The sequence below is a fragment of the Chryseobacterium wanjuense genome (assembly GCF_900111495.1).
In the GTDB taxonomy this organism is placed as follows: domain Bacteria; phylum Bacteroidota; class Bacteroidia; order Flavobacteriales; family Weeksellaceae; genus Chryseobacterium; species Chryseobacterium wanjuense.
In genome coordinates, this window is record NZ_FOIU01000001.1 from 36,969 (window position 1) to 63,397 (window position 26,429).

Here is a 26,429-nt window from a genome sequence, read left to right on the forward strand (position 1 = left end):
AATGTGAAAAAAAAATTGAGGATGGGAGAAAAGGATGGAAGAAAAAGATGGAAGCTGGAGGAGGGAGGATGGAAGTTGTTACCGTAACAAGATATAACAGCGTATTTGTCAAACTTCCAGCTTCCCACCTCCAGCTTCCTACCAAAACAAAATCTATTTCCTCAGAATTTTATCCATGGATTTTCCTTTGGCTAATTCATCGATCAATTTATCCAGATAACGGATATTTCTCATCAGTTCATCTTCGATTTCTTCTACGCGATAGCCGCAAATGACTCCTTTTATCAGGGAAACATTGGGATTGATTTTGGGTGCGTTTTCAAAAAAATCTTTGAAATTGGTTTTGTTTTCCAGGATTTCCTGAAAGCTTTTTTCATCGTACCCTGTGAGCCAGAAAATAATTTCGTGCACTTCTTCCTTTGTGCGTCCTTTCTTTTCTGCTTTTTCAATATAATGCGGATAAACTCCGGCAAAAGACATTTTATATACTCTTTCGAAATTTTTATTTTGCATTGTTTTTATTTTTCAGGTTCATAAATCAGCTGTACCACTCCCGATTTGAAGACGTTTGTTTTGATTAATTTTAAATGTAACCGTTCTTTTAAATCTTCAAATAAAGGTTTCCCGTTTCCTAAAGCAATCGGATGAACGGAAATTCTGTAGACATCGATTAAATTTAACTGAATAAAAGTTTTAATAAGACTTGCGCCGCCGTAGAGCCAGATGTCTTTTCCGCCCTGCTTCTTGATTTCATCAACTTTTTCTGTAATATCTGAATGAATGAAAGTTGCATTTTCATCTTCTCTGCTCTGACTTGAAAATACAAATTTTTCCTTTGAATGAACAGCTTCCCAAAGTTTGATTTCTTCCGGATCTGCATTTTCACCGGGTTGGTAATTCCCCCACGAGTCGTAGCTAACTCTTCCATAAAAAATAGTATCAATGCTTGAAAGAAAACCATCAAAATCCATATCATCATCCATGATGCACCAATCGATTTCACCATTAGGTCCTTCAATAAATCCGTCTAAAGTGGTAGCGAGATCCAGAATTATTTTTTTCATATAAATGAGTTATGTGAATAATGAATTTTTTAACCGTCAACTAAAAACCGTCAACGAGCAACAAGCAACCATCAACTAGTTAATAATCTCCGCATCCGGATTCTCACGTATCTTGGCTAGTCTTTCCTTCCAGCTTTGGAGTTCTTCGTCGGTCAGTTTTATCCAGTCTGTTATTTCACCGACGATTTTTACGGGATCTTGGCTGCGGTATGATCTGGTGGGATTTCCCGGAAATTTTTTGTCGGTTACATTGGGATCATTTTCGAATTGTCCCATAGGTTCCACGATGTAGATTCGTTCCTCGCCATCTCCTTTTGCCAGCGCAGCAGCCAATCCGGCACCGTTTTTTAAAGCTGTAAAATAGATGTGATTCATGATTATTTCTGGATAATAATTCGATTCGAATCCGGCAGTGAGTAGGTCACCAATTTGCAGATCAGCTTTTGTTCCGTGGTAGAATGGGCCGTTGTCCAGGATTTGTTCGTCTTTTTGATTTTCCATTTTGCGTGTGTATTTGGGTTTTTCGGAACCTGTAAACTTAAGAATTTGTTTTTACATAGAAAAACCGCTCTGGAAATAGAACGGTTTTATATATTTAATTTTATAATTTAACTCACAGCAACATCTGCGTCTTTATAGATGTTCCAGAAATTATAATCTGTCATTGGAGCATCGGTGATTCCGACGTTTCGTCCCATGGTTACGATCTGTCCTCTATGATACGTTCCGTGGATGACGATGTGTTGGATGTATTCGTACTTTGAAAAGTCACATTGAAACCATTGTGATTCGATTTTTACATTTTTTGCGAGATCTTCTTCAGAAAGGCTTTCAACGTATTTCATGAGTTTTTCCGAGTTGTTTTTTATTCCGGAGAAAATTTCGTCTTTGGTTGTTTTTGCTGAGGTTTCTGCAAAATTAAAATCATTATTTTCCGCAATGTGGCTCCACCAATATTCCTGGGTCTGCCAGATGTGGTGTAATGTTGCCAAAATCGTCGGAAAACTTGAAATAACTTCCTGATTCAGCTGTTCATCAGACTTTGTGGAAAGCCAGTCGATGTACTTGTTGACCACCCAGTTGTTGTATTGGACGGTGTGGGTGATTAGGGTTTTTAGATTCATCGTGAAATATTTTATAGTTTGGTGCTATAAAATTAATGAAAAGTCTTTGATTTTGATTAAAGAAAAAACTGCTCTAATAATTAAAGAACGGTTTCACATTATTTTGATGAATATATGTTTTTAATTTGACTGGTCACGAGCGGAGAGTGTTTCTTCACTAATATCCGCAACCTGAATGCTTTTAATGGCTGATTTGGTTGATGACGTTGTACTTCCACCCATGATGTATAATTTATTGTTATAAATTTCCGCAGCAGCATGTCTTCGCGGGATCATATTGGATGTTAACTGATGCAGTTTATTGGTTTCTGTATCGAAATAAGCCAAAAAAGTTTGATTATTAGAACCTCCTACAATAAAAATCTTATGACCGGATACCGCTAATGAATGGCCGGATATGCCAACAGGCATCGTATATTGCTCAGTCCAAAGATTTTTGTTGAGATCGTAAACATTAACCAAACGGGATGATGTACCGTTAAAACCACCAATAACATACAATTTATCATTCACAATTTTGCCCTTTGCTTCTCTGGCTGTGGGCATATTGGGTAATGGATGCCATGTATCTGACGCAATGTCATAATATTGGAATCTGTCAGAAAATACAGTGGTGGCGGCGTTGTTTAGCCCACTTCCTCCAAACGTATAAATTCTTCCGTTATGGATGGCAGAACCTGCATTTCCTGTGTAGGCACGGTTAACAGCTCCCTTCGTTTTTTTATGAGTTTCAAGGTCTACAATTTCAAGATGGCTGTTTCCCCACCCGTTAAAAATATAAATTTTATTATCGTAAGTCTCCGAATTGGCAAATCTTTTAGGAACCAGACTGGAGTTGATGATACTCCAACGGTTATCTTTAATATTGTATTTCTCAATAATAGTAGCATTGCCATCCGAATCTTTATAGCCATTGCTTACATAGATATTGTCACCTGCAATAGCACTAGTTATCGCTCCTCTTTTCATCGACATATCCGAAAGATGTTTAAAATTCAGGATTTGTGCATTGGCTAAGCATAAACCGAAAAGTGAAAGGAGGAATAGTCTTGTTTTCAATGGCGTTGAGGTTTGGTTTAATTGATTTTCTGTGTAGAAAAATATGTTTTAAATATAGGGAAAAGTTACGGATTGGAAATCTGCGACATCAGATCTTCTTTGAAATTTTGATACAAGTACGTGATACTTTTTTTTCTTACTGTAATTATTTAAAAATGAAAACCGCTTTGAGGAAGCGGTTTTTTGTTTTGTTTGTTGCTCAAAGCCGGGAGACTTTGCGCAGCGGGAGATTACTTTCTGCGTAACTTCCGATAAAATGTATCCCATGATTCCAATTTAAATGGTAAGTTAAAGGTCGATTCAAAATTATGTCTTTTGTAGCTTTCCTCTAAATCATTTTGAGTACGCCCACCTATTACTATATTATGAATGTTAATATCTTTATTTTTATCTACAAGAGTGTCTTGTTCAGGACCAATAAATGCATTAAAAAGCTTATCTCTATTGAATGCTTTTTCTCTACAGTCATGAACAAGATTTCTAAAAGATGTTATATTTTCATGTATATATCTTAATCTATCACGAATTTGATTAGCCGCCGTATCAATTTTATAATTGAATTTTTTATAATTGCCTTTATTTAGTAAATTAAAATCAGCTCCTTTTACTTCAATAAGGAATACATCCATTCTTGACATGCCTGTTAAAAGCATAAAATCAACAAAGCCATTATTTATAGGGAACTCAGAAAAGCATACATAGCTATCATTTGGAGATGCGTAGATCTCTGCAAAAAAAGACAAATCATTTTTTAACAAATTCAAAAACTCAGTTTCAGTTGAATTTTTTGTTATTAATTCGTACAAAGAATTTTTTGAAATCATATTTTTTTCAATTTCAAACTGTCTTAAGATATATTGAGATTCTAACTGGTCAGGTAATTCTGAATGTGGAGCAATTAACGTTCTAAGTTGTTCAATTTCCTCCAACAATTCAATATTTTTGAGAGTCATATCACCTATTTCATTATCATCACATTCAAGTAATTCTAAAACTCTTTCGTATGTTATAGATTCCCATTCTGTATTATTTTCTTTATTCAATTTAATAATATCAAAGATATGGTTGCGACCAATAGATGGTTCATAATGTTCAATAAAAATACTAGTTTCAGTCATTCGATATTTCTCAATTAACGTTTTACAAATTGCTTCAATAGAATTTGTAACAGATGCAGAAGTATTTTTTGTATCTAAATCAGTAATAAGTACTAATATTTTTGAATGGGAATTTACAAATGTTCTAATTCTGCAAATTCCATCTTTATTGTAATTATTTGCGAATGAGTATCTAAGAATGAAGTCATTAATTTTCATAATTGTATTTTTTACTTTCAAATTTAATAATTCTGACTAAGAATTTATGTGTGTCTAATAATAAAAAAACCGCCCCACAAAAGCAGAACGGTTAGTATATTAAATTGTCTCAGCGACACGCTGTTACATCATTCCCGGCATTCCACCACCCATTGGTATAGCTGGTTCTGCGCTCTTAATTTCAGTGATTACACATTCAGTTGTTAAAAGCATTCCAGAAACAGAAGCTGCGTTTTCAAGGGCAACTCTTGTTACTTTTGTAGGATCGATGATCCCTTCTTCAAGCATGTTTACGTATTCGTCAGTTTTTGCGTTGTATCCGAAATCTCCACTTCCTTCTGCTACTTTAGCAACGATTACAGAACCTTCGCCACCTGCATTAGCAACGATTTGTCTCAATGGCTCCTCGATGGCTCTTTTTACGATTTTAATACCTGTAGACTCGTCAGAATTGATTCCTGTAAGGTTTTCCAAAGCAGAGATCGCTCTTACCAAAGCAACACCACCACCTGCAACGATACCTTCTTCAACAGCTGCTCTTGTAGCGTGAAGTGCATCGTCTACTCTGTCTTTTTTCTCCTTCATTTCAACTTCAGAAGCTGCACCTACGTAAAGAACAGCAACACCTCCGGCTAATTTAGCCAGTCTTTCCTGTAATTTTTCTTTGTCATAATCGGAAGTAGAAGTTTCCATCTGAGCTTTGATCTGAGAAACTCTTCCTTTGATCTTGCTTTCGTCACCACCACCGTTTACGATCGTTGTGTTGTCTTTATCGATCGATACTTTTTCAGCAGTTCCCAGCATATCCAAAGAGATGTTTTCCATAGTGAAACCTTGCTCTTCAGAAATCACCTGTCCGCCAGTTAAGATCGCGATATCTTCCAACATTGCTTTTCTTCTGTCTCCGAATCCCGGAGCTTTTACAGCAGCAATTTTAAGAGAACCTCTTAATTTGTTTACCACTAAAGTTGCCAAAGCTTCACCTTCAACTTCTTCAGAGATGATTAATAAAGACTTACCTCCCTGTGCGATTGGCTCAAGAACAGGAAGCAATTCTTTCATTGAAGAGATTTTTTTCTCTACTAAAAGGATGTATGGATTTTCTAGTTCAGCCAGCATTTTCTCAGGGTTTGTCACGAAGTAAGGTGACTGGTATCCTCTGTCGAACTGCATCCCTTCTACAACGTCTACCGTTGTATCGATACCTTTAGCTTCTTCTACGGTGATAACACCTTCTTTCCCCACTTTTCCGAAAGCTTCAGCGATCAATGCACCGATTGTTTCGTCGTTGTTAGCAGAAACTGAAGCAACCTGCTTCACCATTTCTGTAGAATCTCCAACAGTTTTAGACTGAGATTTTAAGTTTTCAACAACCGCAGTTACTGCTTTGTCGATCCCTCTTTTCAAGTCCATTGGGTTTGCACCTGCAGCTACGTTCTTAAGACCTTCTCTTACGATAGCCTGTGCCAATACAGTAGCGGTAGTTGTACCGTCTCCTGCGATATCATTGGTTTTGGAAGCCACTTCTTTTACCATTTGTGCTCCCATATTTTCTACTCTGTCTTCAAGTTCGATTTCTTTTGCTACAGAAACACCGTCTTTCGTTACGTGAGGTGCACCGAAAGATTTTTCGATTACTACGTTTCTCCCTTTTGGTCCCAACGTTACTTTTACTGCATTAGCCAATGCATCAACCCCTCTTTTTAAAGCGTCTCTTGATTCAATATCGAATTTTATTTCTTTTGCCATAATGTTAAGCTTTAAGCTTTAGGCGATAAGCGGTAAGCTTTTGCCTTGAAGCTGTTAATTATTATTTAATAATTTTTTTCTAAGTTGTATAAGTTTTTGTCTGATTAAATTCAGTTTAGGATTAAGGCTTGATAATTTATCTTCGGTTGTGAAACCTAAATCGCAAGAGAGAAAAAGTAAATATTCCGTTTCGTTTGTTGAACCAATACTTATTTCTAAAAATCTTGCAAATTCTTTATCGGTTGATCTTCCACAACCTTCCGCAATATTTGTTGGAATAGAGACTGATGCTCTTCTTATTTGAGATGTTAAGCCAAAAAGTTCTGATTTTGGAAAGCTTTCAGAAATAATATAAATTTCTTTTACCAACTCATGGGCAATTTTCCAGATATCATATCTTTTGTAGTCTCTCATTGCCTATTGCTTATAGCCTAAAGCCTACTGCTTTTTATCCAATAATTCCTAAAAGATCTCCTTCTTTTACAATTAAATAATCCTTTCCTTCCAATTTCAATTCAGAACCTGAATATTTTCCATAAAGAACTTTGTCACCTACTTTAACAGTTGTAGGCTCATCTTTTTTACCGGGACCTACTGCTACTACAGTACCTTCTTGAGGTTTTTCTTTTGCGGTGTCCGGAATAATAATACCTGAAGCTGTTTTAGTTTCTGCAGCGATCGGCTCGATCAAAACTCTGTCTGCTAATGGTTTAAAGTTTACTGACATAATATATTTAATTTTTTTAATTATTCTGTGTTGTAATTCTCTAAATGTGTGCCATCGGTTGCCTGTGGATGAAATGGCAGATTTTTGTTTTTGAGTGTGAAATTTTGGCAGAAAAAAAGTTTACCACTGGGGCAAACTTTTTTGATTTTATTTTACGGATTCCATCACCATTTTCCTTCCATTGGAATCGATTTCCTGTTTTAGAACTTCCCTTGTTGAAGTATCCAGATAATATGTGACGATTGTTTTTCTATCCTGAATATCATCTGTTGTTTTTACGATCCAGACTTTTCTGCCATTAAGCTCACCTTTATTTACATCTTCAATATAAGCTTTTACCACTCCTTTTTTTGCTGCCGGATTATAATCGAAGATAGGCATTTCGGTGGAGTAGTGTTCCTTTAAAGGCAAAAATCGTAATAAACCCGGATAAGAATTGCTGTCAAAATATTCAGTAGAAACACTTTCATTAATATTGTCTTTTTTCTGAGTTTTTTTATCAAGATAATATCCGGTCACTTTATTTTTTCCGAATTTCAACTGCATATCTCTTGCAGAATTATATGATGAATGATACACCGGCTGGAAGTCTGAAATCTTCACCAACGTTGAATCTACCCACGGAATATCAGGAGACATATTCATTTTTACGCTCGTTTTGATGAGAAGAGTTGTCTTATCTACTTTTTTAACTTCTGTGGTAATCTTTCCGATTTCTTTCTTATGGGTTCCGTTTTCGATGTACCAGATAGAATTGGACGTTTCGTCTTTAATGTATTTGGATTCGATTTTTACGTTGTCGGGAGTGAGTGTTTTTTGTGCAAAAAAATTGGCACTGCTCATTATTAATAAGATCAGGAATATTCTCATGATTTTTTTAATAATAAGTAGTGCCTTTTATGTAAAAGTTACATTACTTTTGGGTTACTTTTTCCCTGCTGCCTGCATCGGATTTACTTTTCCGTTGGAAGCTCCTCTTGCATTTCCGCCTTCTTTTTGTTTAAATAATTGGAATTTTGAAGTTTCTGCTGTTCCGCCACTGTTGCTCCAGAAATTATTTGAAGTGTCGATATCGGCAGTTTCTTTCATCGGATCAAGCTGAATTGATTTTAATTTTTTATCAAAATAATACGTTTTAGAAACTTTCTGCTCATTCATTCTCCAGATCTGAGCCGAAGATTTGTCGGTTAATTTGCTGCCGTCTTCGAACGTGAATTCCAGGATAATAGGCATTACCAAACCTCCTTTATTATTAAAATCAATCTGATACGCCGTGATATTTTTAAATTTATCTTTTTCCTTTTGGCTTAAAGGTTCCGTTCCTTCTGTTTTGAGAGTGTACTCTTTATTGGTATCCACTTTTTCCTGACCTCTGTCGTATCTATAGTAGAAATCCTGAGCGTCTTTATCTTTGTCTACATAGAAAGTGATATTCTTGTCTTCTTTGTTTCTGATTTTTGAAATATCTTCAAATTCGTTTAATAAAGGCTTATCAACTTTGTATTTTGTTTCTTTATCTTCTCTCGCTGCTGTCTCGAAATCTGGGGTTGCAATCGTTACCTTATCGATAGAAATGTCTACCGGATCTGTTCCGTAGAACCATCCTCTCCAGAACCAATCCAGGTCTTCACCACTCGCGTCTTCCATTGTTCTGAAGAAATCTGCAGGTTCAGGATGTCTGAAAGCCCATCTTTTTGCATAGGTTTTAAAAGCTTTATCAAAAAGTTCTCTTCCCATAATGGTTTCACGAAGAATATTCAGTCCTGTTGCAGGTTTTGCATAGGCATTCGGGCCAAACTGAACAATATTTTCAGAATTGCTCATGATGGGTTCCAGTTGATCTTTCGGAAGCTTCATGTAGTCTACAATTGTCCAGGCCGGACCTCTTTTGGAAGGGAATTTATTATCCCATTTTTCTTCTGTAAGATATTCTACGAAAGTGTTTAGTCCTTCATCCATCCATGTCCATTGTCTTTCATCTGAATTAATGATCATCGGGAAGAAGTTATGCCCAACTTCATGAATAATAACCCCTAACATTCCGTTCTTAATTCCTTCCGAATAGGTTCCGTCTTTTTCTGTTCTTCCGAAATTGAAACAGATCATCGGATATTCCATTCCATTGGCCGCTTCCACAGACTGTGCCACAGGATACGGATAAGGAATCGTAAATTCTGAATAAGTTTTAATGGTGTGAGCTACAGCTTTTGTTGAATATTTTCTGTATAATCCGTAAGCTTCTTTCGGGTAAAAGCTCATCGCCATTACTTTATTGTTGTTTTCAGGAATGGTAACGCCCATTCCGTCCCAAACGAATTTTCTTGAGGACGTCCATGCAAAATCTCTTACATCATTCGCTTCGAAAGTCCAGGTTTTTCTTTGTTTTGAGTGGTTCTTTTCTGCTTTTTTAGCTTCGTCCAATGTTACAATTTCTACCGGTTCAGAAGAAGTTTTAGACTTATTATATCTTGCCAGCTGATCTGATGTTAATACCTGATCATAGTTTTTACACTCTCCGGTTCCGCCCACAACGTGATCTGCAGGAACATTCATTGAAACTTTAAAATTTCCGAATACTAAGGCAAATTCTCCTCTTCCTGTAAACTGATGATTCTGCCATCCGTGGAAGTCGCTGTAAACGCACATTCTCGGATACCATTGGGTCATGGTGTAAAGGTCGTTTCCGTCTTCAGGGAAATTTTCGTAACCGCCACGACCGCCCATTTTCATCCTGTTGGGGATGTTGTAGTTCCAGTCTACTTTGAAAACAAGTTTTTCGCCTTTTTTCAGAGGTTTTGGTAAATCAATACGCATCATGGTTTTGTTTACCGTATATTTTAAGGGATTTCCCGATGCATCCGTTACTTTTTCAAGATTTACACCGTATCCGTTATCTTTTGCAGGCAATTCGGTAGGTCTCAGCTGCTGATCATTCGATGCTTTCGGAAGGGTAGATGAGAATGGGAAATCTGCTTTTTTTACTGTAGATTGTTGATTTTCGTCCAGTTGAAGCCAGATATATTCAAGTTCATCGGGAGAATTGTTGTAATAGGTTACCGTTTCCGAACCCTTCAGATTTCTTTTATCTTCATCAAGATAAGCTGAAATTTCGTAGTCAGCCCTGTTCTGCCAATACCCTTGACCAGGCGCTCCGGAAGCTGTTCTATAGATATTGGGAGTAGGAAGAATGGTTCCGAGTTGTTCAAATTTGTTCCCATGATTACTTCCGGGATTGTTCTGTATATTTTGAGCAGTTAACCCGACATAAGCAAATACTGAAAGTGCGGCAACTTTTAGTTTCATAACCGAATTTGTTTAAGAATTAGCAAATATAATAATAAGTAGTTGAAAAGTTTAAAATGTTTCAAGACTAAAAAGGAATTCTTTCTAAAGCCATTTTTAGTGACAAAGCAAAAACACCGGACGAAACAAACAGAATCCAGTCTTTTTGGTTAACCCTGAAGATTTTAAGCAAAATAAATAATAAGATTAAAATACCAAAAACAATGGCAATTTGCCCCAATTCCAGCCCGATATTAAAGCCTAGAAGCGGTATGGCAATGCTTTGGCTTTTCGCAATCATCACTCGGGCGGTATTGGCAAACCCCATCCCGTGAATGAGTCCGAAGATTAAAGCTAAATAATAATTGGCCTTCATCAAGGTCTGTTTTTTATTTTTCATCAGGATATTGTCCAGCGAAGTCAAAACGATCGTAGACGGAATTAAAAATTCAACCCAAGCGGAATTGATTCTTATAATGTCTAAAATGCTTAAAGCTAAGGTGATAGAATGTCCGATTGTAAATGCTGTCACCAGAATTAATATTTTTTTCCAGTCTTTGTAGGAATAAACGGCTATCAAAGCCAATACAAAAAGCTGATGATCCAGCGCGTCCAAAGAAATGATATGTTCCCAGCCAAGGTGTAAATAGAATAGAAAATCCTGCATCATAAAGTAAAATATAAACGCTTACGAAAATAATGATTAATTTCGGAACAAATTTAATGAACTGTGTTATGAAGAATTTTTGGTTGTTTCTGCTTCCTGTGCTTTTTCTGTTTTCTTTTTCTGAAGCAAAACACCCTTATCATGTGGGTTCTGTGGAAATTAATTATAATTCTAAATCAAAAACTTTTGAGATTACCGGGAGATTTTTTCTCGATGATCTTGAAAATGCCCTTGGAAAGAAATACGGACAGTCTTTTCATTTTAATGATCCAAAATATAAAGCACAGCTTAATGAAGCTTTGAGAAAATACTGTTCAGAGTATTTTAAGCTTAAAACCAATAACCAGTTTTTGAAAGTTGATTTCGTCGGTTACGAAGAAGATCACGAATCCGTAAATGTCTATCTGGAATCTGAAGGGGTACAAAATCCCCGGAAAGTAGAAACTGCCGTTAGTTTTCTGTACAATCTCTTTGATGACCAGATCAATATTGTGCATATCATCGTCAACGATGTAAGAAAAAGCGAGAAACTGACGTATCCTAATCGTTATTTATACCAGCAATTCTAGTTTTCTTAAACAAATAAATTTTTGTTATTTTTTATTGAATTAAAATTTTAAACCAAATCTGCCACATTGGTTGATTTTAATTTTATGTTAATTTATTCACTTTATTTTGATTAATTTATTTGTTTTGAATGTCTTTTATTTTGATTTAAGTAATTTTAAATCAATTATTTAAGTTAGATTTTATTTCTTTTTTGTGTGAGTTTTTAAAACGGCTTGTCTAAAATTAAATTTATTTTTTGTGATATTTTCAATGTTTAATTTATTATATTTGTTTTTATATAAATAGTTATTTTTATATGAAATTATAGATGTTGATATATGAATTTTCTTTTATTATCTAAAAATTCATAAAAAAATTCTGTTTTTATTGATTGTTATTTAAGGTTAAAATAAAATAAAAAAAATAATACTAAAATAAACTTTCCATGAAAATTAAACATCTTTACTCATCATTAGCATTTTTTGCTGCAACTACAATTATTCAAGCTCAAGTCGGGATCAATACGGCTAATCCGCAGTCCTCACTGGATGTAGTTGGTAACGGAAGCAATACCTCTTTTAAAGACGGAATTATGGCTCCGAGAGTTTCAAAACAACAGTTGGCATCAAAAGTTGCCGGCACATATGATTCAGCACAAAACGGAGCTTTGGTATATGTGACGGATATCACAACTCCGTCCGGTGTTACACCGAGTTTGGTTCAGGTTGCTGATATTAATGCAGCCGGATATTATTATTTCGATGGTACAGCCTGGAGAGCTTCTTCTTCGGCTCCAGTTAATATTTATAATTCAAACGGAACTCTCACCAATAACAGGGTTGTAACGACTACCGGAAACCAGCTGAATTTTATAGGACCCAACACAAATATTGCAGTTGCCACAGCCGGTACGGAAGGAAGAATTTCACTTACAGGCTCTACGAGGGGATCAATAGGACTTATTTCCGGAACATCCGTCTTGAACTTATTTCAGGATAATGCGAATGTAGCTCAAATTACGACCAACGGAACTTCTACCGGATTAAATTTTGCTACTTTAAATGCTACTCCTCTTAATTTTTTAACCAGCGGAAGCAGCAGAATGATCATCACCAGTGGAGGAAATGTAGGCATAGGAACTACTTCTCCTGATACAAAACTTCATGTGGTTTCTACCGTTGCCAGCGCAAACAGATATAACATCATTGATGCTACTGCAGGAACAAATCAATACGGAATCATTGCTTTAAGAAATACTTCAGCACTTGCGACAGGAAATTTTTCATTAATCGGTTTTACGAATAGTGGTCCTACGTCGGGGGGGGCAAACTGGGCTTTGGGGTCTGTCCGTACAGGAGCTACTTTAACCAACGGCTCTGAAGAAGATTTTTATATTGGAAACTCTACAGGTGGAGGTTTGATTGAAAGAATGAGAATCAATCCAACGACAGGAAATGTAGGAATCGGGACCTCCGGAGCTACCAATAAACTTCACGTTAATGCGACTAATCCTTTGAGACTGGAAGGTTTACAGCCGTCTTCAGGAACATCGGGAAGTTTAACGGTAAATAGTACCGGTGTTGTTCAGCTGCAAAATTCGGCAAGCATCAGTGCGGTAAGAGCAACAGGGAATATTTCGATTACCACTAATAATGCATTTACCAATACAGGTACAGCAACAGAAACTTTCGATAATCTTAATGAATTTACCGGAAATACTTTTACAGCGACAGCAACAGGACTTTATAAAGTTGAATTTATTGTCAATTATCCTCAAAGACCTTCAACAGATGATACGGGGGACGGATATTTGGGATTTGCAAAAATTGTATTGAACGGAGTTGATTACGCAACAATGAACGTAAAAGTTTCACTTCCCGAAGCGAGTGGTGCACCTTCATATAATACCTGTACAAATTCTTCATTGGTGAAAATGACGGCAGGAAATACCCTTACTTTTCAAGGATTGACTTTCGGTTCTTCCCCAACTGCAGGAACGCCGATTACGGCTTCATTTACGATTAATATTGTACGAATAGATTAATAAAAAGTTCACCCTTAATCCCTCAGACATAAATTCTATCAACACAAATAAAAAAATACCTGCGTCTTTTCGTGGGTATTTTTTATTAAATGATGTTAAATATCTTATAGGTGAATTGTTTTTAATAAATGTAAATTTTTTGGCAGTGAATCGTTTTATTAAATCTGTTTTTATTAAGTAGTTGATATTTAGTTATTTATTTAAAATGGTATACAAATGGTATACTATTTTAAACTTACATTTAAATTTTTGAAAATTAATTAGTTAGAGAAAGTAGTACGTAAATGGTATAACGGTTATTTACATAATGAAATAAAAAAAATCTACTTTCACACATTCTTTTTTATTCTAAATAAAGTTAATAAAACTTTCACTTTAAAGATTTAAAAAATAATAAAAAAATACAATCAGAATTTATGGAAAAAAATTTCAGATTAGTAATGCTTTTCACTGTGTTGAGTGTTGCTAAGTTAGTTGGACAAGTAGGGATTTCAACAAATAATCCATTAGCTACTTTACACGTAGATGGGGCAAAAGATAATCCCAATATGGGGGTTCCCAACAGTGCTCAGGAAAGCAATGATGCTGTTGTGACTTCAACGGGGCAGTTGGGAGTAGGAATCATTAAACCGACAACAAAATTTCAAGTTGTCGCAAATACGGCGAACGCCAACAGATTTACATTAATTGATGCACCGACAGGTACCAATCAGTATGTAACTCTTGCTTTGAGAAATACATCTCCTTTGGCAACCGGAAATTATTCTATTTTAGGATTTACGAATAGCGGGCCAGCGTCGGGTGGTGCCAATTGGGGACTTGGAACAATTCGTACAGGAGCTGTATCCGCAAGTGGAAGTGAAGAAGAGTTTTTTATAGCAAACTCCACAGGGGTTGCTTATAATGAACGGATGAGAATTAATACAATCGGGAATGTAGGAATAGGTACATCGTCACCGAATCCGAGTGCAATATTGGAATTATCAAGTACAACAAAAGGTTTTTTACCAACCAGACTTACGACGGCTCAAAGGGATGCTATTACTCCTAAACCGGCAGGTCTCATGATTTACAATACAGACACCAATTGTATGGAATACTGGAATACAACAATGTGGGTTGGGAATTGTGCTGCTCCTAGCGGAACAAATACCATTACCAACTGTACTTCAGGAGCTTTGAGCGGAACATACGTACAAGGAACTCCAATGAATGCAGGAAATACTGTTACAATTACTGTAAATGTAGCTCAAACAGGAGCTTGGTCGATAACCTCCAATACAGTAAATGGAGTGATTTGGTCTGGCTCGGGAACATTTACAAGTACCGGAGTTCAAAACGTAACACTTACGGCAAGTGGAACACCTACCAACAGTGGAACATTTGATTATACTTTCAACTTAGGAAGTAGTAGTTGTACAAGAAGCATTACGTTTAACGGAAATACTCCTTCATCAATGTGTCAATTTGGGCCAGATGACTTACCTAATAACTCTTTTGTTACGAGTAATGGAATACAAATATCTGTTTCCGCAACACACACTGGAGATAAAGGTGTGAATACTACAGGTTGGTACGGCTGTGGTCCGGCAGGAGCAGCTAACGCAGTATATATGTCGAACTTTTGGCTATTTGGCCTTAAAAATGGAGTACATACTTCAACTACTACAACCTATTCATTTAGCAGACCAATCAGCAATGCTGAAGTGAGCATGAGCGAACTTGATGTTAATCAATCGGTAACAATTACTGCTCAGGATGTAAATGGAAACAACGTTTCGGTAGTTTTGACTAAAACTAAAGATTGTATATCCTATAATAATACTGTATCTGGAAATACTGTAACTGCTACTAACGGTAGAAATACAAGTCTTTCTATTAGAGTAGGAGGCGCATACTACAGAAAAATAACGGTTGTACACAATGGTGTTTCAGGTTCTTACAGACCAGAAACAAATAATGCAACAGCTGCGAATCTTACACTTTGTAATGCTGTTGCTCAATAGTTTATAATTTTATTGTCATAAAGGAAAAGCAGAACGTTATTGTTCTGCTTTTTTATTTTTCAAGCTGTAAAAGTGAATTAATTCCTTTTGCATGTTCCCGTAAATCAGGAAAAAAATCATCATAACATTGTTGGAGGACACTTTTATTTTCTAAAAAAGCCTCAAAAACGGGGATGTTTAGATCCAGATATTTAGCTTTGTTTAAAACATTTCTCATACTGAATTTGATGTTCTGGTCTTCACGGTAATTGTACAGCCAGTCATCTGCTTCCATTCTTACAAGCATCGTTTTGAAATTTTCGGGTAAAAACCTTTCATGGTCGTTTAAAACTTTATAAACATGAAGTGAATGTGCCTTCCACTGCGCCAAAGAATGTAAGCTTAAATCATTAGCCACAAAATAATCCATAGCAACATCTACAAAAGCTCCTGCATATAATCTTACCAACGGTGCAAAAACCTTTTTGGCTTCATGAATTGCGGGGTGAGAATCGGTAAAGGTGTCGATCGCACGATGAAGAGTAATCCCGTCCTGGATATCTTTCGGAAAAGAAAACCGGTCTCTGTTAGGGATAAAATCTTCCAAAAACTGCCCGACAATCTGTCCGTCCGAAAAAGTAAGAAAAGAATGAGCAAGATAATTCATGTCTTAAAGTTATGAGTTTTGAGTTATAAATTATGAGTTGATCAAAGTAATTAATATAAACTATCAAAGAACTCATAACTCATAATTTATAACTTATAATTCATTAAAACAATCTTTCGTGGAAATCTTCAATTTTGCTTACTTCTTCAATTTTAATTCCAAATTTTTTCTTGGGAAGTTTATTCAGATTAGAAACAAAAATTTTCTCGTAGCCTAGTTTTTCTGCTTCGGTAATTCTCTGTTCGGCCTGTGCAATCGGACGGATTTCTCCACTAAGACCAATTTCTCCTGCAAAACAATAATGTTCGGAGATCGCAATATCTTCGTTGGACGAAAGAATAGAAGCCACAACAGCCAGATCCAAAGCGGGGTCGTCTGTTTTTATTCCTCCTGTGATATTTAAGAAAACATCTTTTGCACCCAATTGAAAACCTGCCCTTTTTTCGAGAACGGCAAGAAGCATATTTAATCTTTTGGCATCAAAACCGGTTGAACTTCTTTGCGGAGTTCCATAAACTGCCGTGCTTACCAATGCCTGAATTTCCAATAACATCGGTCGGTTTCCTTCCAGAGTCACAGCAACAGAATTTCCGGAAAGCTCTTCGGATTTTTTTGTAATTAATATTTCAGAAGGATTTTTAATTTCTTTTAAACCTTGAGAAATCATTTCATAAATCCCGATTTCAGAAGTTGATCCGAAACGGTTTTTATTGGCTCTCAGCAATCTGAAAAGGTGGTTTCTGTCCCCATCAAAATTCAAAACTACGTCTACCATGTGTTCCAGGACTTTTGGGCCGGCAATTTGTCCGTCTTTTGTGATGTGACCGACTAGAAAAACGGGAACATTATTTTCTTTAGCATATTTAATGATCTCATTGGAACATTCTCTGATCTGGGAAACCGTTCCCGGAGAACTTTCAATCAGTTGAGATTGTAGGGTCTGGATAGAATCGATAATAACGAAATCCGGTTCCAGCTTTTTGGCTTCGTGAAGAATTTTTTCCAGTGAGGTTTCTGTGAAAAGAAAACAGTTGGGATTTTGAATATCCGTTAATCTGTCGGCTCTCATCTTGATCTGAGACGCACTTTCTTCCCCCGAAACATAGAATACTTTTTTCTTCATTTTCAGGGCAAGCTGGAGAAGCAGGGTAGATTTTCCGATGCCGGGTTCACCACCGATTAATGTTACCGATCCTAAAACAATTCCTCCTCCCAAAACGCGGTTGAGCTCTTCGGATGGTGTTTTTATTCTTGGTTCTTCATTGGTTTCTACTTCAACAATATTTATTACGTGTTGTTTAGATTTTGAAAAAGGCGGAGTTTTGTGTGAGCTTGTCTTTTCCACAACTTCTTCCACTAAAGTATTCCATTCACCGCAGCTTTTACACTGTCCCATCCATTGTGGATACTGTGCTCCGCAGTTTTGACAGAAATATGCTGTTTTTAATTTTGCCATGATGTAAAATTATGAAAAAACTTAGAGTCTGTTTAGATTGTAATTTGAGAATTGTAAAAAGTTGTATAAGATTTTCTTTACATTATAAAAAGCTAATGGAGATCCTTCGATTGCTTCGCGCTCAGGATGACAGCACTAATACTAACTGTTCGCAATTGCCGGAATAATTTGCCAGTGTCATCCTGAGCGCGAAGCAGTCGAAGGATTTTTTAATTAAACCAAAATATTATAAGATTAAATTTAATTCAAAAATAATTTTATCAAAATCAAGAAAATAACATAGATCAATGTCCCGTTATGATAACTGGCGTATTTTTGCTTTAAGATTAAATCTAATAAAAAAATAAATATATAATGAAAAAGATATTTTTAACTTTTGTATTCGCACTTGTAAGTGTTGTAGGATTTGCACAGACAGGTTGGGCAGTAGATCCGATGCATTCTTCTGTAAATTTCAATATCAAGCATATGGGAGTCAGCTTTGTGCAGGGAAGATTCGATAAATTCGACGGGAAAGTTGCTACGAAAGGCAATGCTCTTGACGGTGCGGAAATTTCGATGATGGTGGATGTAAACTCCATCAATACGGGTGTTGAGATGAGAGACAAACATCTGAAAAGTGCAGATTTCTTCGACGGAGAAAAATATCCGAATATGACTTTCGTTACGACTTCTATTACAAAGGATAAAAATAATTCTTATCTGTTGAAAGGAAAACTTACCATTAAAGATGTTACAAAAGACATCACCGTTCCGGTAACTTTCGGTGGTATTACCAAAAACCAGCAGGGAAAGGAGATTATGGGAATTCAGACAACATTTAAAGTAAACCGTTTAGATTATAATATTAAATATGATCCTACGGGAGCAGGTGTGGCTAAAGACGTTGACGTTAACTTATATTTTGAGTTAATTAAGCAATAGTTTTCATATATAATTTGGTTTAGGAAGAAGGTTTTCAATTTTTTTGGAAACCTTTTTTGTTTTTTGTTGGTAATCGCAAAGGGGCCAAGGTTATTGAATACCACCATGCTTTTAAGACGCAAGGATTTTATCTGCGATAAAATTTAAGAGTGATATTTTTTAATATTTAAAGTAATATTGCTGAAAATCTATGATTTTCTTGCGCCTTAAAACGTTTTCATTTATAAAATCTTTGCGCCTTTGCGATTACCAACTATAAAAATTCAAGATTTAAAATCGTAACAAAATTGCTTTGTATTTCTTTTTCCCCTAACTTTGCACAAACCTAATCTAATGAGTAAAAAGAATACAAAGTACATCTTTGTGACAGGAGGTGTAACTTCATCTTTGGGGAAAGGAATCGTTTCTGCTTCTCTGGGACTTCTACTAAAATCACGCGGCTTTAATGTAACGATCCAAAAACTAGATCCTTATATCAATATCGACCCAGGAACACTGAATCCTTATGAACACGGAGAATGCTATGTAACCGAAGATGGTGCGGAGACGGATCTGGATTTAGGCCACTACGAGCGTTATCTTGATGCTCCTACTTCCCAAAACAATAACGTTACCACAGGGAAAATCTACCAAACTGTTATCGAAAAAGAAAGAAAAGGAGATTTCCTTGGAAAAACAGTGCAGGTAATTCCTCATATCACAAACGAAATCAAACGTAGAATTAAAATCTTATCTAAACAGAACTACGATATCATTATTACTGAGATCGGTGGAACTGTCGGAGATATAGAATCTTTGCCTTATATCGAAACTGTTCGCCAGTTGAAATGGGAATTGGGAGAGAAAAACTCTATGGTGATTCACCTTACTTTGTTGCCATATTTGGCTTCAAGTGGAGAATTAAAAACAAAACCTTCTCAGCATTCCGTTCGTCAATTAATGGAAAGCGGAATTATGGCGGATGTTTTGGTTTGCCGTACAGAACATAAAATCCCGAAAGATCAGAGAGCAAAACTGGCTCAGTTCTGTAACGTGCCTTTAGATAATGTGATTGAATGTAAAGATCTGGAAACGATCTATGAAGTTCCGATGTACCTTCAAAAGCAAAACTTTGATGATGTTGTCCTTAAAGAATTAGATCTAAAAAGTGATAAAGATGCCGATCTTAAAGAATGGAAATCTTTTTTAAAGAAATTCCAGAATCCTAAAAAATCTATCGAAATTGCTTTGGTTGGAAAGTATGTATCCCTTCAGGATTCTTATATTTCAATTGCTGAAGCTTTCAAGCACGCAGGTGCGGATGTGGAAACGGAAGTGAAGGTCAGATGGGTGTACAGTGGCGATATTACGGAAGAAAATATTAAAGATACTTTAAAAGGTGTAGACGGAATTCTGATAGCTCCAGGTTTTGGTGACAGAGGAATTGAAGGAAAAGTGCTTACCGCAAGATATGCAAGAGAAAATAAAGTTCCGATGTTGGGAATTTGTTTGGGAATGCAGATCATGACGATCGAATTTGCAAGAAATGTTCTTGGATATTCTAAAGCCAACTCAATGGAATTTGATACTTCTACACCGGATCCTGTAATTTCAATTATGGAAGAACAGAAAAATGTAGTAGATAAAGGCGGAACAATGCGTCTGGGAGCTTGGAAATGTTCTTTGAAAAGCGGTTCAAAATTAAACGACATTTACGGAACTAAAAATATTACAGAAAGACACCGTCACAGATATGAATTCAACAGCGATTATATCGGTGAATTCGAGAAAAACGGTTTTCTGGCAACAGGTACAAACCCGGAAACAGGATTGGTAGAAGCATTGGAAATGCCGGAACATCCTTTCTATGTGGGAGTTCAGTACCACCCGGAATATAAGAGTACGGTTGCAACGCCGCATCCTTTATTCAGAGCTTTTATTAAGGCTTGTACACCGAAATAATACAAGTTATTAAACCTTCAAGGTTTTTAAAATCTTGAAGGTTTGAATGAATATAAAGTAATTTTCCAATTACAAACGTCATAAATAAACTCAGACTGATTATTCTCAGCCTGAGTTTATTATATAGTAATATATTATAGCATAGAGTTTTGATAAAAAAACAGTATTTTTGTCGACTCGAATTACAGAACAATACTCTATAAATTACAGAATATTGTTCTATTATATAATAGGTAAAAAATTTTAATTAAAATAAAATGCAACAGAACAACGGACTCGATAAAAGTCAAATGATTAGTTTTGCGGTTTTATGTTTGGTTCTCTTTGGTTTCATGTTTTATTTCCAAAACAAGCAATCGAAGGAGGAGCAATTGAAAGCTCAGCAACAAAAGACCGAACAGGTAAAAAATGCTGTAAAACAAACTCAGGCAAGCAATATCAATCCAAATGTAACTCCTAATGCAATTCAGACGGCAAATCTTTCCAACAAAGAATTGAAAATTGAATTCAACAGTCTGGGAGGGCAGGTTTCTAAAGTAGAACTTGCAGAATACAAAGCATACGATCACAAAACAGATAAGGCAGACCTTCCGCTTTATTTAATCAATAAAAATAATTCAAACTACGGATTCCAGTTTAAAGATAAAACAGGGAAAGTCATTAATACTAAAGATTTAGTTTTCTCTCCTACGGTTAACGGAAACGCTGTGACGATGACGGCTAATTATAACGGAGCAGTTATTCAGTTCGTTTATACTTTACTTCCGAAATATACATTAGATTTTAAAGTAAGAACGCAGGGGCTTGCAAAAATAACTTCTGACAACAAAGCAGATTTTATCTGGAATTATAATGTAAGAAATTTAGAAAAGGGTAGAGCTCAGGAACAGTCTCACTCGGAATTCTCGTACGCTTTCAATAATTATAAAGATTATGATTATGATGGAAGAACGACAATGGAGGAGGAGAAAGAGACCCTTAACTGGATTGGTGTAAAACAACAGTTTTTCTCTTCTGTGATTGAATCTAAAACAGGATTTACACAAAGTAAAGGAAATCAGGAAACCGTTGAAGAAGGTGAGTATTTGAAAAAACTGAACTATGAAGGTTTTGTTCAAATGACAGGAAGTGAGTTGAATCAGGATTTTACCTGGTACTTCATGCCTTTAGATCTAAAATTATTAAAATCTTACGATAAAAACTTCGATGAAATTTTACCATTAGGTTGGTCTTTCATTGGAGCGATGAACCGTTATTTCTTCATGCCGATGTATAATATCATTGCAAGTTGGGGAATAACAGCAGGTTGGGTGATCTTCTTAATGACCATTATCGTTAAGTTGATCCTGTCGCCGATCATGTACAAGCAGCACAAATTGAGTGCGATGATGAGAGTAATCCGTCCGGAAATTGATGAGGTGAATGCTAAGCTGAAGGATGCAGACCCGATGAAAAAGCAGCAGGCAACCATGGAAGTCTATCGAAAGGCCGGTGTGAATCAGATGGCTGGATGTCTCCCGGCGTTGGTTCAGATTCCGATTTTCTATGCGCTATTCCGTTTCTTCCCGAACTTTATTGATTTGAGAGGGAAAGGGTTCTGGTTTGCAAAAGATTTGACGGCTTATGATGATTTGATTAAACTGCCATTTAAAATTCCTTTCTTGGGAGATCATTTAAGTGTTTTCGCTTTGGCGTGTACAGTGGTGATTTTGATTTATACCGTTATGACGTCAGGGAACATGCAGCAGCCGCAACAAGAAGGTATGCCAAATATGAAAGTATTGATGTATATCTTCCCTGTTACATTCTTATTTTTCTTAAATACTTCTGCATCGGGTCTTTCTTGGTATTATTTTGTGTCAAACGCAATTAATATCCTAATTATCCTCGTGATTAAATATTGGATTTTAGATGAAAAGAAAATTCATGCACAGATCCAGGCGAATAAGGAAAAACCAAAAACTGAAGGTAAGTTCCAGAAACGTATGAGAGAAATGATGGAGAAAGCTCAGGAACAGCAAAAAGTGCAAGAGCAAAGAGGTAAAAAGAAATAATTTATACCTTATATATAATAAAGAAGAGAAGCGGAATGCTTCTCTTTTTTTGTTAACATCTATATGTGTTAATTTTCGTTAAAATATCACAAATTGTAGAATTATATTTTTAATCATATTTCAGTCTGAAAGACCTTCGATGGTATTTGGTTGGCCCAAATTTTATCAGAGCTTCCTGATGCTTTTTGGTGGCATATCCAAAATTGGTGTTCCAGCCATATTCAGGATGTTCATCGTGAAGTTCAATCATTAATTTGTCCCTGTAATTTTTAGCTAAAATAGATGCCGCAGCAATAGACAATACTTTTGCATCTCCCTGAATAATACATTCATGCGGAATATAATTATAGGGATGGAATCTGTTTCCGTCCACTAAAATCAACTCGGGTCTCACGGTCAATTTATCAAGAGCCTGATGCATTGCATGGATGCTTGCATTCAAAATATTATGCTGATCTATAAACTCTGCAGAAAGTTCTGCGATGGCATAATCTTGAACATTATCTTTTATATAGCTGTCAAGATCCATTCTGGTCTTAAAATTTAATTTTTTTGAATCATTAACTAAATTTTGGTTAAAATTATCACTTAAAATTACAGCCGCCGCAACTACAGGACCACATAAGCACCCTCTACCCACTTCATCGCAACCTGCTTCAACATAAAAAAATGACCACTTTTTTAACAAATCCATAATTATATTGAATTAATAAATGTATTAAGGTGCAATATTAAAGATTTTTAACAAAATATTTGGTTACTTTAAGAAAGTTTTTCATATTTGCAGGTAATAAAAAAAATAATCAATTTTAAATATGAAGAAATTAACTACAAGTGTTTTAGCTGTAGTTCTTACATCATCATTTGTGATGTTAAGTGCCCAGCAAACGCCTAATGACACGCTAAAAACTACCGATATACGCGAGGTTGTTGTTACAGGAGCTTTAGGGATTAAGAAGCGACAGGATGCGGTAACATCTTCTAACCAAGTTGTTAATTCAGCGGAAATTACTCAAGCTAATAACCCTAATGCTATCCAATCTCTTACCGGAAAAGTTTCAGGTTTGCAGATTAACACAACTAACAACTCTGTAAATTCTACAACAAGAGTTGTTTTAAGAGGTCCAAGATCAATTTCTGGAAATAACCAAGCATTAGTAGTGATTGACGGTGTGATTTCAACATTAGGAATTTTACAAAACTTACCACCGGAAATTATTGATAATATGAACGTTATTAAAGGGATGCAAGGAGCGGCTCTTTACGGTGAAAAAGGAAGTAATGGTGTTATTGTTGTTACAACGAAAAGAGGTACAAAATCTGAAAAATTACAATTTTCATTAACAAATTCAATTGATTTCTCTTCGGTATATAAACTACCTATTTTCCAAAAGGAATATGGGCAAGGATGGCCTGGAGATGCTTTTGATACTACAGATTACGGAGGTACAAACTGGACTCCTTACGAAAACTCAAACTGGGGACCGGCATACTCGTCATCATTGGGAGGTCAGAATTTACTTGTAGGTTTGCCCCAAGCTGATAATACTTGGTTTACAGATACATTTTCTCCTAAGAAAAATCATATAGCAAAATTCTTCCAAACAGGCGTTTTATTACAGAATGGATTATCAGTTACAGCAGGTGGTTCTGATTCGTATGTATTTTTATCTGTTAACAGGGCAGAAAATGACTTCGTTGTAGATAAAGATAATCTAAAGAGAAATAACTTTATTTTAAAAGCAGGTAAAAAAATTGGTAATTTCAGAATTGACGGTAACGTTAACTATTTGGATCTAAGAACTTCTCAAACATCTGCGGGTTTATACAGTCAATTGCTTCAAACGCCTACTAATGTTGATATTACCAAATTTAGAAATTCTTTGCCTGATGCAGGTCATTCAATGTATATTACAAACCCATATTGGTTGATAGATAATAATAGATTTGATGATAAAAGTAGGACTTTTACAGGATTAATTAATTTAGAGTATAAATTAAATGATCATGTTTCTTTCACATATGCTGGTACAGTGGTTTCAGGATCATCAATATCTGAGAGTCACCTAAACGCTTTCAATTTTGACAGGGTATATCGAGGAACTGATACTTATCTTGACGGTCATTCTCCAAGTGATGGTACTTTCGGTGTAGAACCAATTGTTTCCAATTATTATAAGTCTGTAGGCTCTAGCTTTAGATATTATGGAGATTTAATGGCTAATTTTGATTATGATTTAACAAATGATATCAACATGAAATTAAATGTTGGTCATAATATTCAAGATACTAGTGGGTCTACCACATCTGTTGGAGGTAAAAATCTAAAAATTCCAGGATGGTATCATATTAATAATGTTCTTCAGCCTGATCAATTCTATAGCTTGGATAACGGAAAGACTCAAGTAAGATCGTATGCTTGGTTTGCAAACTTAGATTTATCATATAAAGATTATTTGTTCTTAAACTCTACCTTTAGATACGAGAAAAGCTCATTGACAAGTATTAACCCTGTAGATTCTCAAGGAAATGCTTTACCATTTAATAATGAACCTTTTGCATATTATTCATTTGGAGGGTCTTTCATTCCTACAAAAGCTTTTGAAAGTTTAAAAGGGAAAGTCTTAAATTATGCGAAAGTAAGCTTATCGTATAGTAAAGTAGGTAACGTTCAAACTATTGGTGTTTACGGATTAGATCGTGTTGGTGCTTTCCCTACTGGTTATCCTTTTGGAGATTTATCTTCTTATTTGCCAACCACATCATATTACTCTCCTGATGTACAACCAGAATTCTTCTATTCAAAAGAGGCATCATTACAATTAGGTTTCTTTAATGATCGTATTACTTTTGAAGGATCAGTATTTAGAAATGATAATGATAATATGATTACATCGGTTACTACTTCTTCTGCATCTGGAATTACAAGTATTTTGGATAATATTGGAAACAGTAGGAACCAAGGTTTTGAATTAGATTTGGGTTTAACTCCTATCAAAACAAAAGATTTTGAATGGAAATTAAGAGGGTCTTATTCTACTTATAGAACAAAAATTATTTCGTTAGCAGATGGGTCACCTGATACACCTTTAACTGTTTACGGTAGACCAGCTGTGGGTATTTATGCCGTGGTTGGAGATGATTTTCCAATGATTAAAGGTACAAAATATCAGAGAGATCCTAATGGAAATATAATTGTTGATGCAAACGGAAATCCTTTGTCTACCTCTACATTAGAAGTTTTAGGTAAAGTAAACCCCGATTATATTTTAGGATTTAGTACTTCATTTAAGTTTAAAGGAATTACTTTAAGTGCAGTTGCAGATTATAGAACGGGAAATAGCTTCGTTGCATTATCTAAGACTACATTAGGGTTTGCGGGAAATCTTGAACAGACGGCAGGTTTTGACAGATCTCAAGGGTATATTATTCCAAACTCTGTTCAATTAGTAAATGGTCAATATGTTGCAAATACAACTACGGTAGGTGATGATCCATCTTATTTTGGTGTTAATAGTTATTTTACACAAGGAGCTTTCCAAAGTGTAGGTGAAGAGTATGTTGTTGATGGTACTGCATTAAAAGTAAGAGAAATTGCTTTAAGCTATGATATTCCGAAATCAGTTTTAAGAAATACGTTTGTAAATTCTTTGACTATTGGAGTATATGCAAGAAATCCTTTTGTAGTTTATGCTAAGGATAACAGAAATTTTGCAGATCCTGAAACATCTTCTACGAATGGGAATGCGGCAGGTGTTGCTCTAACAGGGCAATATCCGACAATCAGAAATTATGGTTTTAACCTAAATGTAACTTTCTAA

The 26,429-nt window shown here is 35.6% G+C and carries 22 protein-coding genes; 7 read left to right on the forward strand and 15 right to left on the reverse strand.

Features of this window, described 5'->3' with window-relative positions:
- Positions 1-153 precede the first annotated feature (153 nt).
- The 12 genes from BMX24_RS00175 to BMX24_RS00230 all read right to left on the reverse strand — a co-directional run bounded on the left by BMX24_RS00175 (position 154) and on the right by BMX24_RS00230 (position 10,988).
- Positions 154-513: a DUF2200 domain-containing protein gene (locus BMX24_RS00175; protein ID WP_089789935.1), complete on the reverse strand. Its 360-nt coding sequence runs from the start codon at positions 511-513 to the stop codon at positions 154-156.
- A gap of 5 nt (positions 514-518) precedes the next feature.
- Positions 519-1,064 carry a dihydrofolate reductase family protein gene (locus tag BMX24_RS00180; protein ID WP_089789937.1) on the reverse strand — a complete coding sequence of 182 codons (546 nt, stop codon included), beginning with the start codon at positions 1,062-1,064 and terminating at the stop codon, positions 519-521.
- Positions 1,065-1,139: 75 nt separating this feature from the next.
- Positions 1,140-1,565 carry an NAD(+)--rifampin ADP-ribosyltransferase gene (gene arr / locus BMX24_RS00185; protein WP_089789939.1) on the reverse strand — a complete coding sequence of 142 codons (426 nt, stop codon included), beginning with the start codon at positions 1,563-1,565 and terminating at the stop codon, positions 1,140-1,142.
- Between the two features lie 107 nt (positions 1,566-1,672).
- The gene (locus BMX24_RS00190; protein WP_089789940.1) at positions 1,673-2,188 is read right to left on the reverse strand and encodes a DinB family protein; all 516 of its coding nucleotides are present in this window, start codon (positions 2,186-2,188) and stop codon (positions 1,673-1,675) included.
- Between the two features lie 120 nt (positions 2,189-2,308).
- Positions 2,309-3,247: a Kelch repeat-containing protein gene (locus BMX24_RS00195; protein WP_139176670.1), complete on the reverse strand. Its 939-nt coding sequence runs from the start codon at positions 3,245-3,247 to the stop codon at positions 2,309-2,311.
- Positions 3,248-3,477: 230 nt separating this feature from the next.
- Positions 3,478-4,563 carry a Shedu immune nuclease family protein gene (locus BMX24_RS00200; protein ID WP_089789945.1) on the reverse strand — a complete coding sequence of 362 codons (1,086 nt, stop codon included), beginning with the start codon at positions 4,561-4,563 and terminating at the stop codon, positions 3,478-3,480.
- 123 nt (positions 4,564-4,686) lie between these two features.
- Entirely contained in the window at positions 4,687-6,312 is a 1,626-nt protein-coding gene (groL, locus tag BMX24_RS00205) for a chaperonin GroEL (RefSeq protein WP_089789949.1), read from the reverse strand.
- A gap of 54 nt (positions 6,313-6,366) precedes the next feature.
- Positions 6,367-6,726 carry a four helix bundle protein gene (locus tag BMX24_RS00210; protein WP_089789951.1) on the reverse strand — a complete coding sequence of 120 codons (360 nt, stop codon included), beginning with the start codon at positions 6,724-6,726 and terminating at the stop codon, positions 6,367-6,369.
- Positions 6,727-6,760: 34 nt separating this feature from the next.
- Entirely contained in the window at positions 6,761-7,039 is a 279-nt protein-coding gene (locus BMX24_RS00215) for a co-chaperone GroES (RefSeq protein WP_029295711.1), read from the reverse strand.
- 147 nt (positions 7,040-7,186) lie between these two features.
- Positions 7,187-7,909, reverse strand: coding sequence for a DUF3108 domain-containing protein (locus BMX24_RS00220; protein ID WP_089789954.1), 723 nt, complete (start codon positions 7,907-7,909; stop codon positions 7,187-7,189).
- A 54-nt stretch (positions 7,910-7,963) separates the two neighbouring features.
- Positions 7,964-10,342: a M1 family metallopeptidase gene (locus BMX24_RS00225; RefSeq protein ID WP_089789957.1), complete on the reverse strand. Its 2,379-nt coding sequence runs from the start codon at positions 10,340-10,342 to the stop codon at positions 7,964-7,966.
- Positions 10,343-10,409: 67 nt separating this feature from the next.
- Complete coding sequence (locus tag BMX24_RS00230; RefSeq protein WP_089789959.1) at positions 10,410-10,988, reverse strand: HupE/UreJ family protein; 579 nt, start codon at positions 10,986-10,988, stop codon at positions 10,410-10,412.
- Positions 10,989-11,056: 68 nt separating this feature from the next.
- Here BMX24_RS00230 and BMX24_RS00235 point away from each other — a divergent pair, with 68 nt between their 5' ends.
- The 3 genes from BMX24_RS00235 (at position 11,057) to BMX24_RS00245 (ending at position 15,587) form a co-directional block, all read left to right on the forward strand.
- Entirely contained in the window at positions 11,057-11,557 is a 501-nt protein-coding gene (locus BMX24_RS00235) for a DUF6702 family protein (RefSeq protein ID WP_089792649.1), read from the forward strand.
- Between the two features lie 425 nt (positions 11,558-11,982).
- Positions 11,983-13,581, forward strand: coding sequence for a hypothetical protein (locus tag BMX24_RS00240; RefSeq protein ID WP_089789961.1), 1,599 nt, complete (start codon positions 11,983-11,985; stop codon positions 13,579-13,581).
- 416 nt (positions 13,582-13,997) lie between these two features.
- Positions 13,998-15,587, forward strand: a complete 1,590-nt coding sequence (locus tag BMX24_RS00245; protein WP_089789964.1) for a hypothetical protein — start codon at positions 13,998-14,000, stop codon at positions 15,585-15,587.
- A gap of 52 nt (positions 15,588-15,639) precedes the next feature.
- On the opposite strand, the gene BMX24_RS00250 is transcribed toward BMX24_RS00245, so the two are convergent.
- Both BMX24_RS00250 and radA read right to left on the reverse strand, forming a co-directional pair.
- Positions 15,640-16,233, reverse strand: a complete 594-nt coding sequence (locus BMX24_RS00250; RefSeq protein WP_089789966.1) for an acyl carrier protein phosphodiesterase — start codon at positions 16,231-16,233, stop codon at positions 15,640-15,642.
- A gap of 103 nt (positions 16,234-16,336) precedes the next feature.
- On the reverse strand, positions 16,337-17,689 hold the full coding sequence (radA, locus tag BMX24_RS00255; protein WP_089789969.1) for a DNA repair protein RadA: 1,353 nt from the start codon (positions 17,687-17,689) through the stop codon (positions 16,337-16,339).
- Between the two features lie 354 nt (positions 17,690-18,043).
- Between radA and BMX24_RS00260 the strand changes: the two genes are divergently transcribed.
- The 3 genes from BMX24_RS00260 to yidC all read left to right on the forward strand — a co-directional run bounded on the left by BMX24_RS00260 (position 18,044) and on the right by yidC (position 22,608).
- Positions 18,044-18,613 carry a YceI family protein gene (locus tag BMX24_RS00260; RefSeq protein ID WP_089789971.1) on the forward strand — a complete coding sequence of 190 codons (570 nt, stop codon included), beginning with the start codon at positions 18,044-18,046 and terminating at the stop codon, positions 18,611-18,613.
- 333 nt (positions 18,614-18,946) lie between these two features.
- The gene (locus BMX24_RS00265; protein WP_089789973.1) at positions 18,947-20,554 is read left to right on the forward strand and encodes a CTP synthase; all 1,608 of its coding nucleotides are present in this window, start codon (positions 18,947-18,949) and stop codon (positions 20,552-20,554) included.
- A 257-nt stretch (positions 20,555-20,811) separates the two neighbouring features.
- Positions 20,812-22,608, forward strand: a complete 1,797-nt coding sequence (yidC, locus tag BMX24_RS00270) for a membrane protein insertase YidC (protein ID WP_089789975.1) — start codon at positions 20,812-20,814, stop codon at positions 22,606-22,608.
- Positions 22,609-22,717: 109 nt separating this feature from the next.
- Here the strand turns inward: yidC and BMX24_RS00275 are convergent, their stop codons facing one another.
- The gene (locus BMX24_RS00275; RefSeq protein ID WP_089789977.1) at positions 22,718-23,302 is read right to left on the reverse strand and encodes a ribonuclease HII; all 585 of its coding nucleotides are present in this window, start codon (positions 23,300-23,302) and stop codon (positions 22,718-22,720) included.
- A gap of 121 nt (positions 23,303-23,423) precedes the next feature.
- On the opposite strand from BMX24_RS00275, the gene BMX24_RS00280 reads away from it, so the two are divergent.
- A complete protein-coding gene (locus BMX24_RS00280; RefSeq protein WP_089789980.1) occupies positions 23,424-26,429 on the forward strand; it encodes a SusC/RagA family TonB-linked outer membrane protein in 3,006 nt (1,001 codons plus the stop codon).

Coding starts and splice junctions, on each gene's coding strand:
- BMX24_RS00175 (WP_089789935.1), bottom strand. CDS start 513: ATGCAAAATAAAAATTTCGAAAGAGTATATAAAATGTCTTTTGCCGGA.
- BMX24_RS00180 (WP_089789937.1), bottom strand. CDS start 1,064: ATGAAAAAAATAATTCTGGATCTCGCTACCACTTTAGACGGATTTATT.
- arr (WP_089789939.1), bottom strand. CDS start 1,565: ATGGAAAATCAAAAAGACGAACAAATCCTGGACAACGGCCCATTCTAC.
- BMX24_RS00190 (WP_089789940.1), bottom strand. CDS start 2,188: ATGAATCTAAAAACCCTAATCACCCACACCGTCCAATACAACAACTGG.
- BMX24_RS00200 (WP_089789945.1), bottom strand. CDS start 4,563: ATGAAAATTAATGACTTCATTCTTAGATACTCATTCGCAAATAATTAC.
- groL (WP_089789949.1), bottom strand. CDS start 6,312: ATGGCAAAAGAAATAAAATTCGATATTGAATCAAGAGACGCTTTAAAA.
- BMX24_RS00210 (WP_089789951.1), bottom strand. CDS start 6,726: ATGAGAGACTACAAAAGATATGATATCTGGAAAATTGCCCATGAGTTG.
- BMX24_RS00215 (WP_029295711.1), bottom strand. CDS start 7,039: ATGTCAGTAAACTTTAAACCATTAGCAGACAGAGTTTTGATCGAGCCG.
- BMX24_RS00220 (WP_089789954.1), bottom strand. CDS start 7,909: ATGAGAATATTCCTGATCTTATTAATAATGAGCAGTGCCAATTTTTTT.
- BMX24_RS00225 (WP_089789957.1), bottom strand. CDS start 10,342: ATGAAACTAAAAGTTGCCGCACTTTCAGTATTTGCTTATGTCGGGTTA.
- BMX24_RS00230 (WP_089789959.1), bottom strand. CDS start 10,988: ATGCAGGATTTTCTATTCTATTTACACCTTGGCTGGGAACATATCATT.
- BMX24_RS00235 (WP_089792649.1), top strand. CDS start 11,057: ATGAAGAATTTTTGGTTGTTTCTGCTTCCTGTGCTTTTTCTGTTTTCT.
- BMX24_RS00240 (WP_089789961.1), top strand. CDS start 11,983: ATGAAAATTAAACATCTTTACTCATCATTAGCATTTTTTGCTGCAACT.
- BMX24_RS00245 (WP_089789964.1), top strand. CDS start 13,998: ATGGAAAAAAATTTCAGATTAGTAATGCTTTTCACTGTGTTGAGTGTT.
- BMX24_RS00250 (WP_089789966.1), bottom strand. CDS start 16,233: ATGAATTATCTTGCTCATTCTTTTCTTACTTTTTCGGACGGACAGATT.
- radA (WP_089789969.1), bottom strand. CDS start 17,689: ATGGCAAAATTAAAAACAGCATATTTCTGTCAAAACTGCGGAGCACAG.
- BMX24_RS00260 (WP_089789971.1), top strand. CDS start 18,044: ATGAAAAAGATATTTTTAACTTTTGTATTCGCACTTGTAAGTGTTGTA.
- BMX24_RS00265 (WP_089789973.1), top strand. CDS start 18,947: ATGAGTAAAAAGAATACAAAGTACATCTTTGTGACAGGAGGTGTAACT.
- yidC (WP_089789975.1), top strand. CDS start 20,812: ATGCAACAGAACAACGGACTCGATAAAAGTCAAATGATTAGTTTTGCG.
- BMX24_RS00275 (WP_089789977.1), bottom strand. CDS start 23,302: ATGGATTTGTTAAAAAAGTGGTCATTTTTTTATGTTGAAGCAGGTTGC.
- BMX24_RS00280 (WP_089789980.1), top strand. CDS start 23,424: ATGAAGAAATTAACTACAAGTGTTTTAGCTGTAGTTCTTACATCATCA.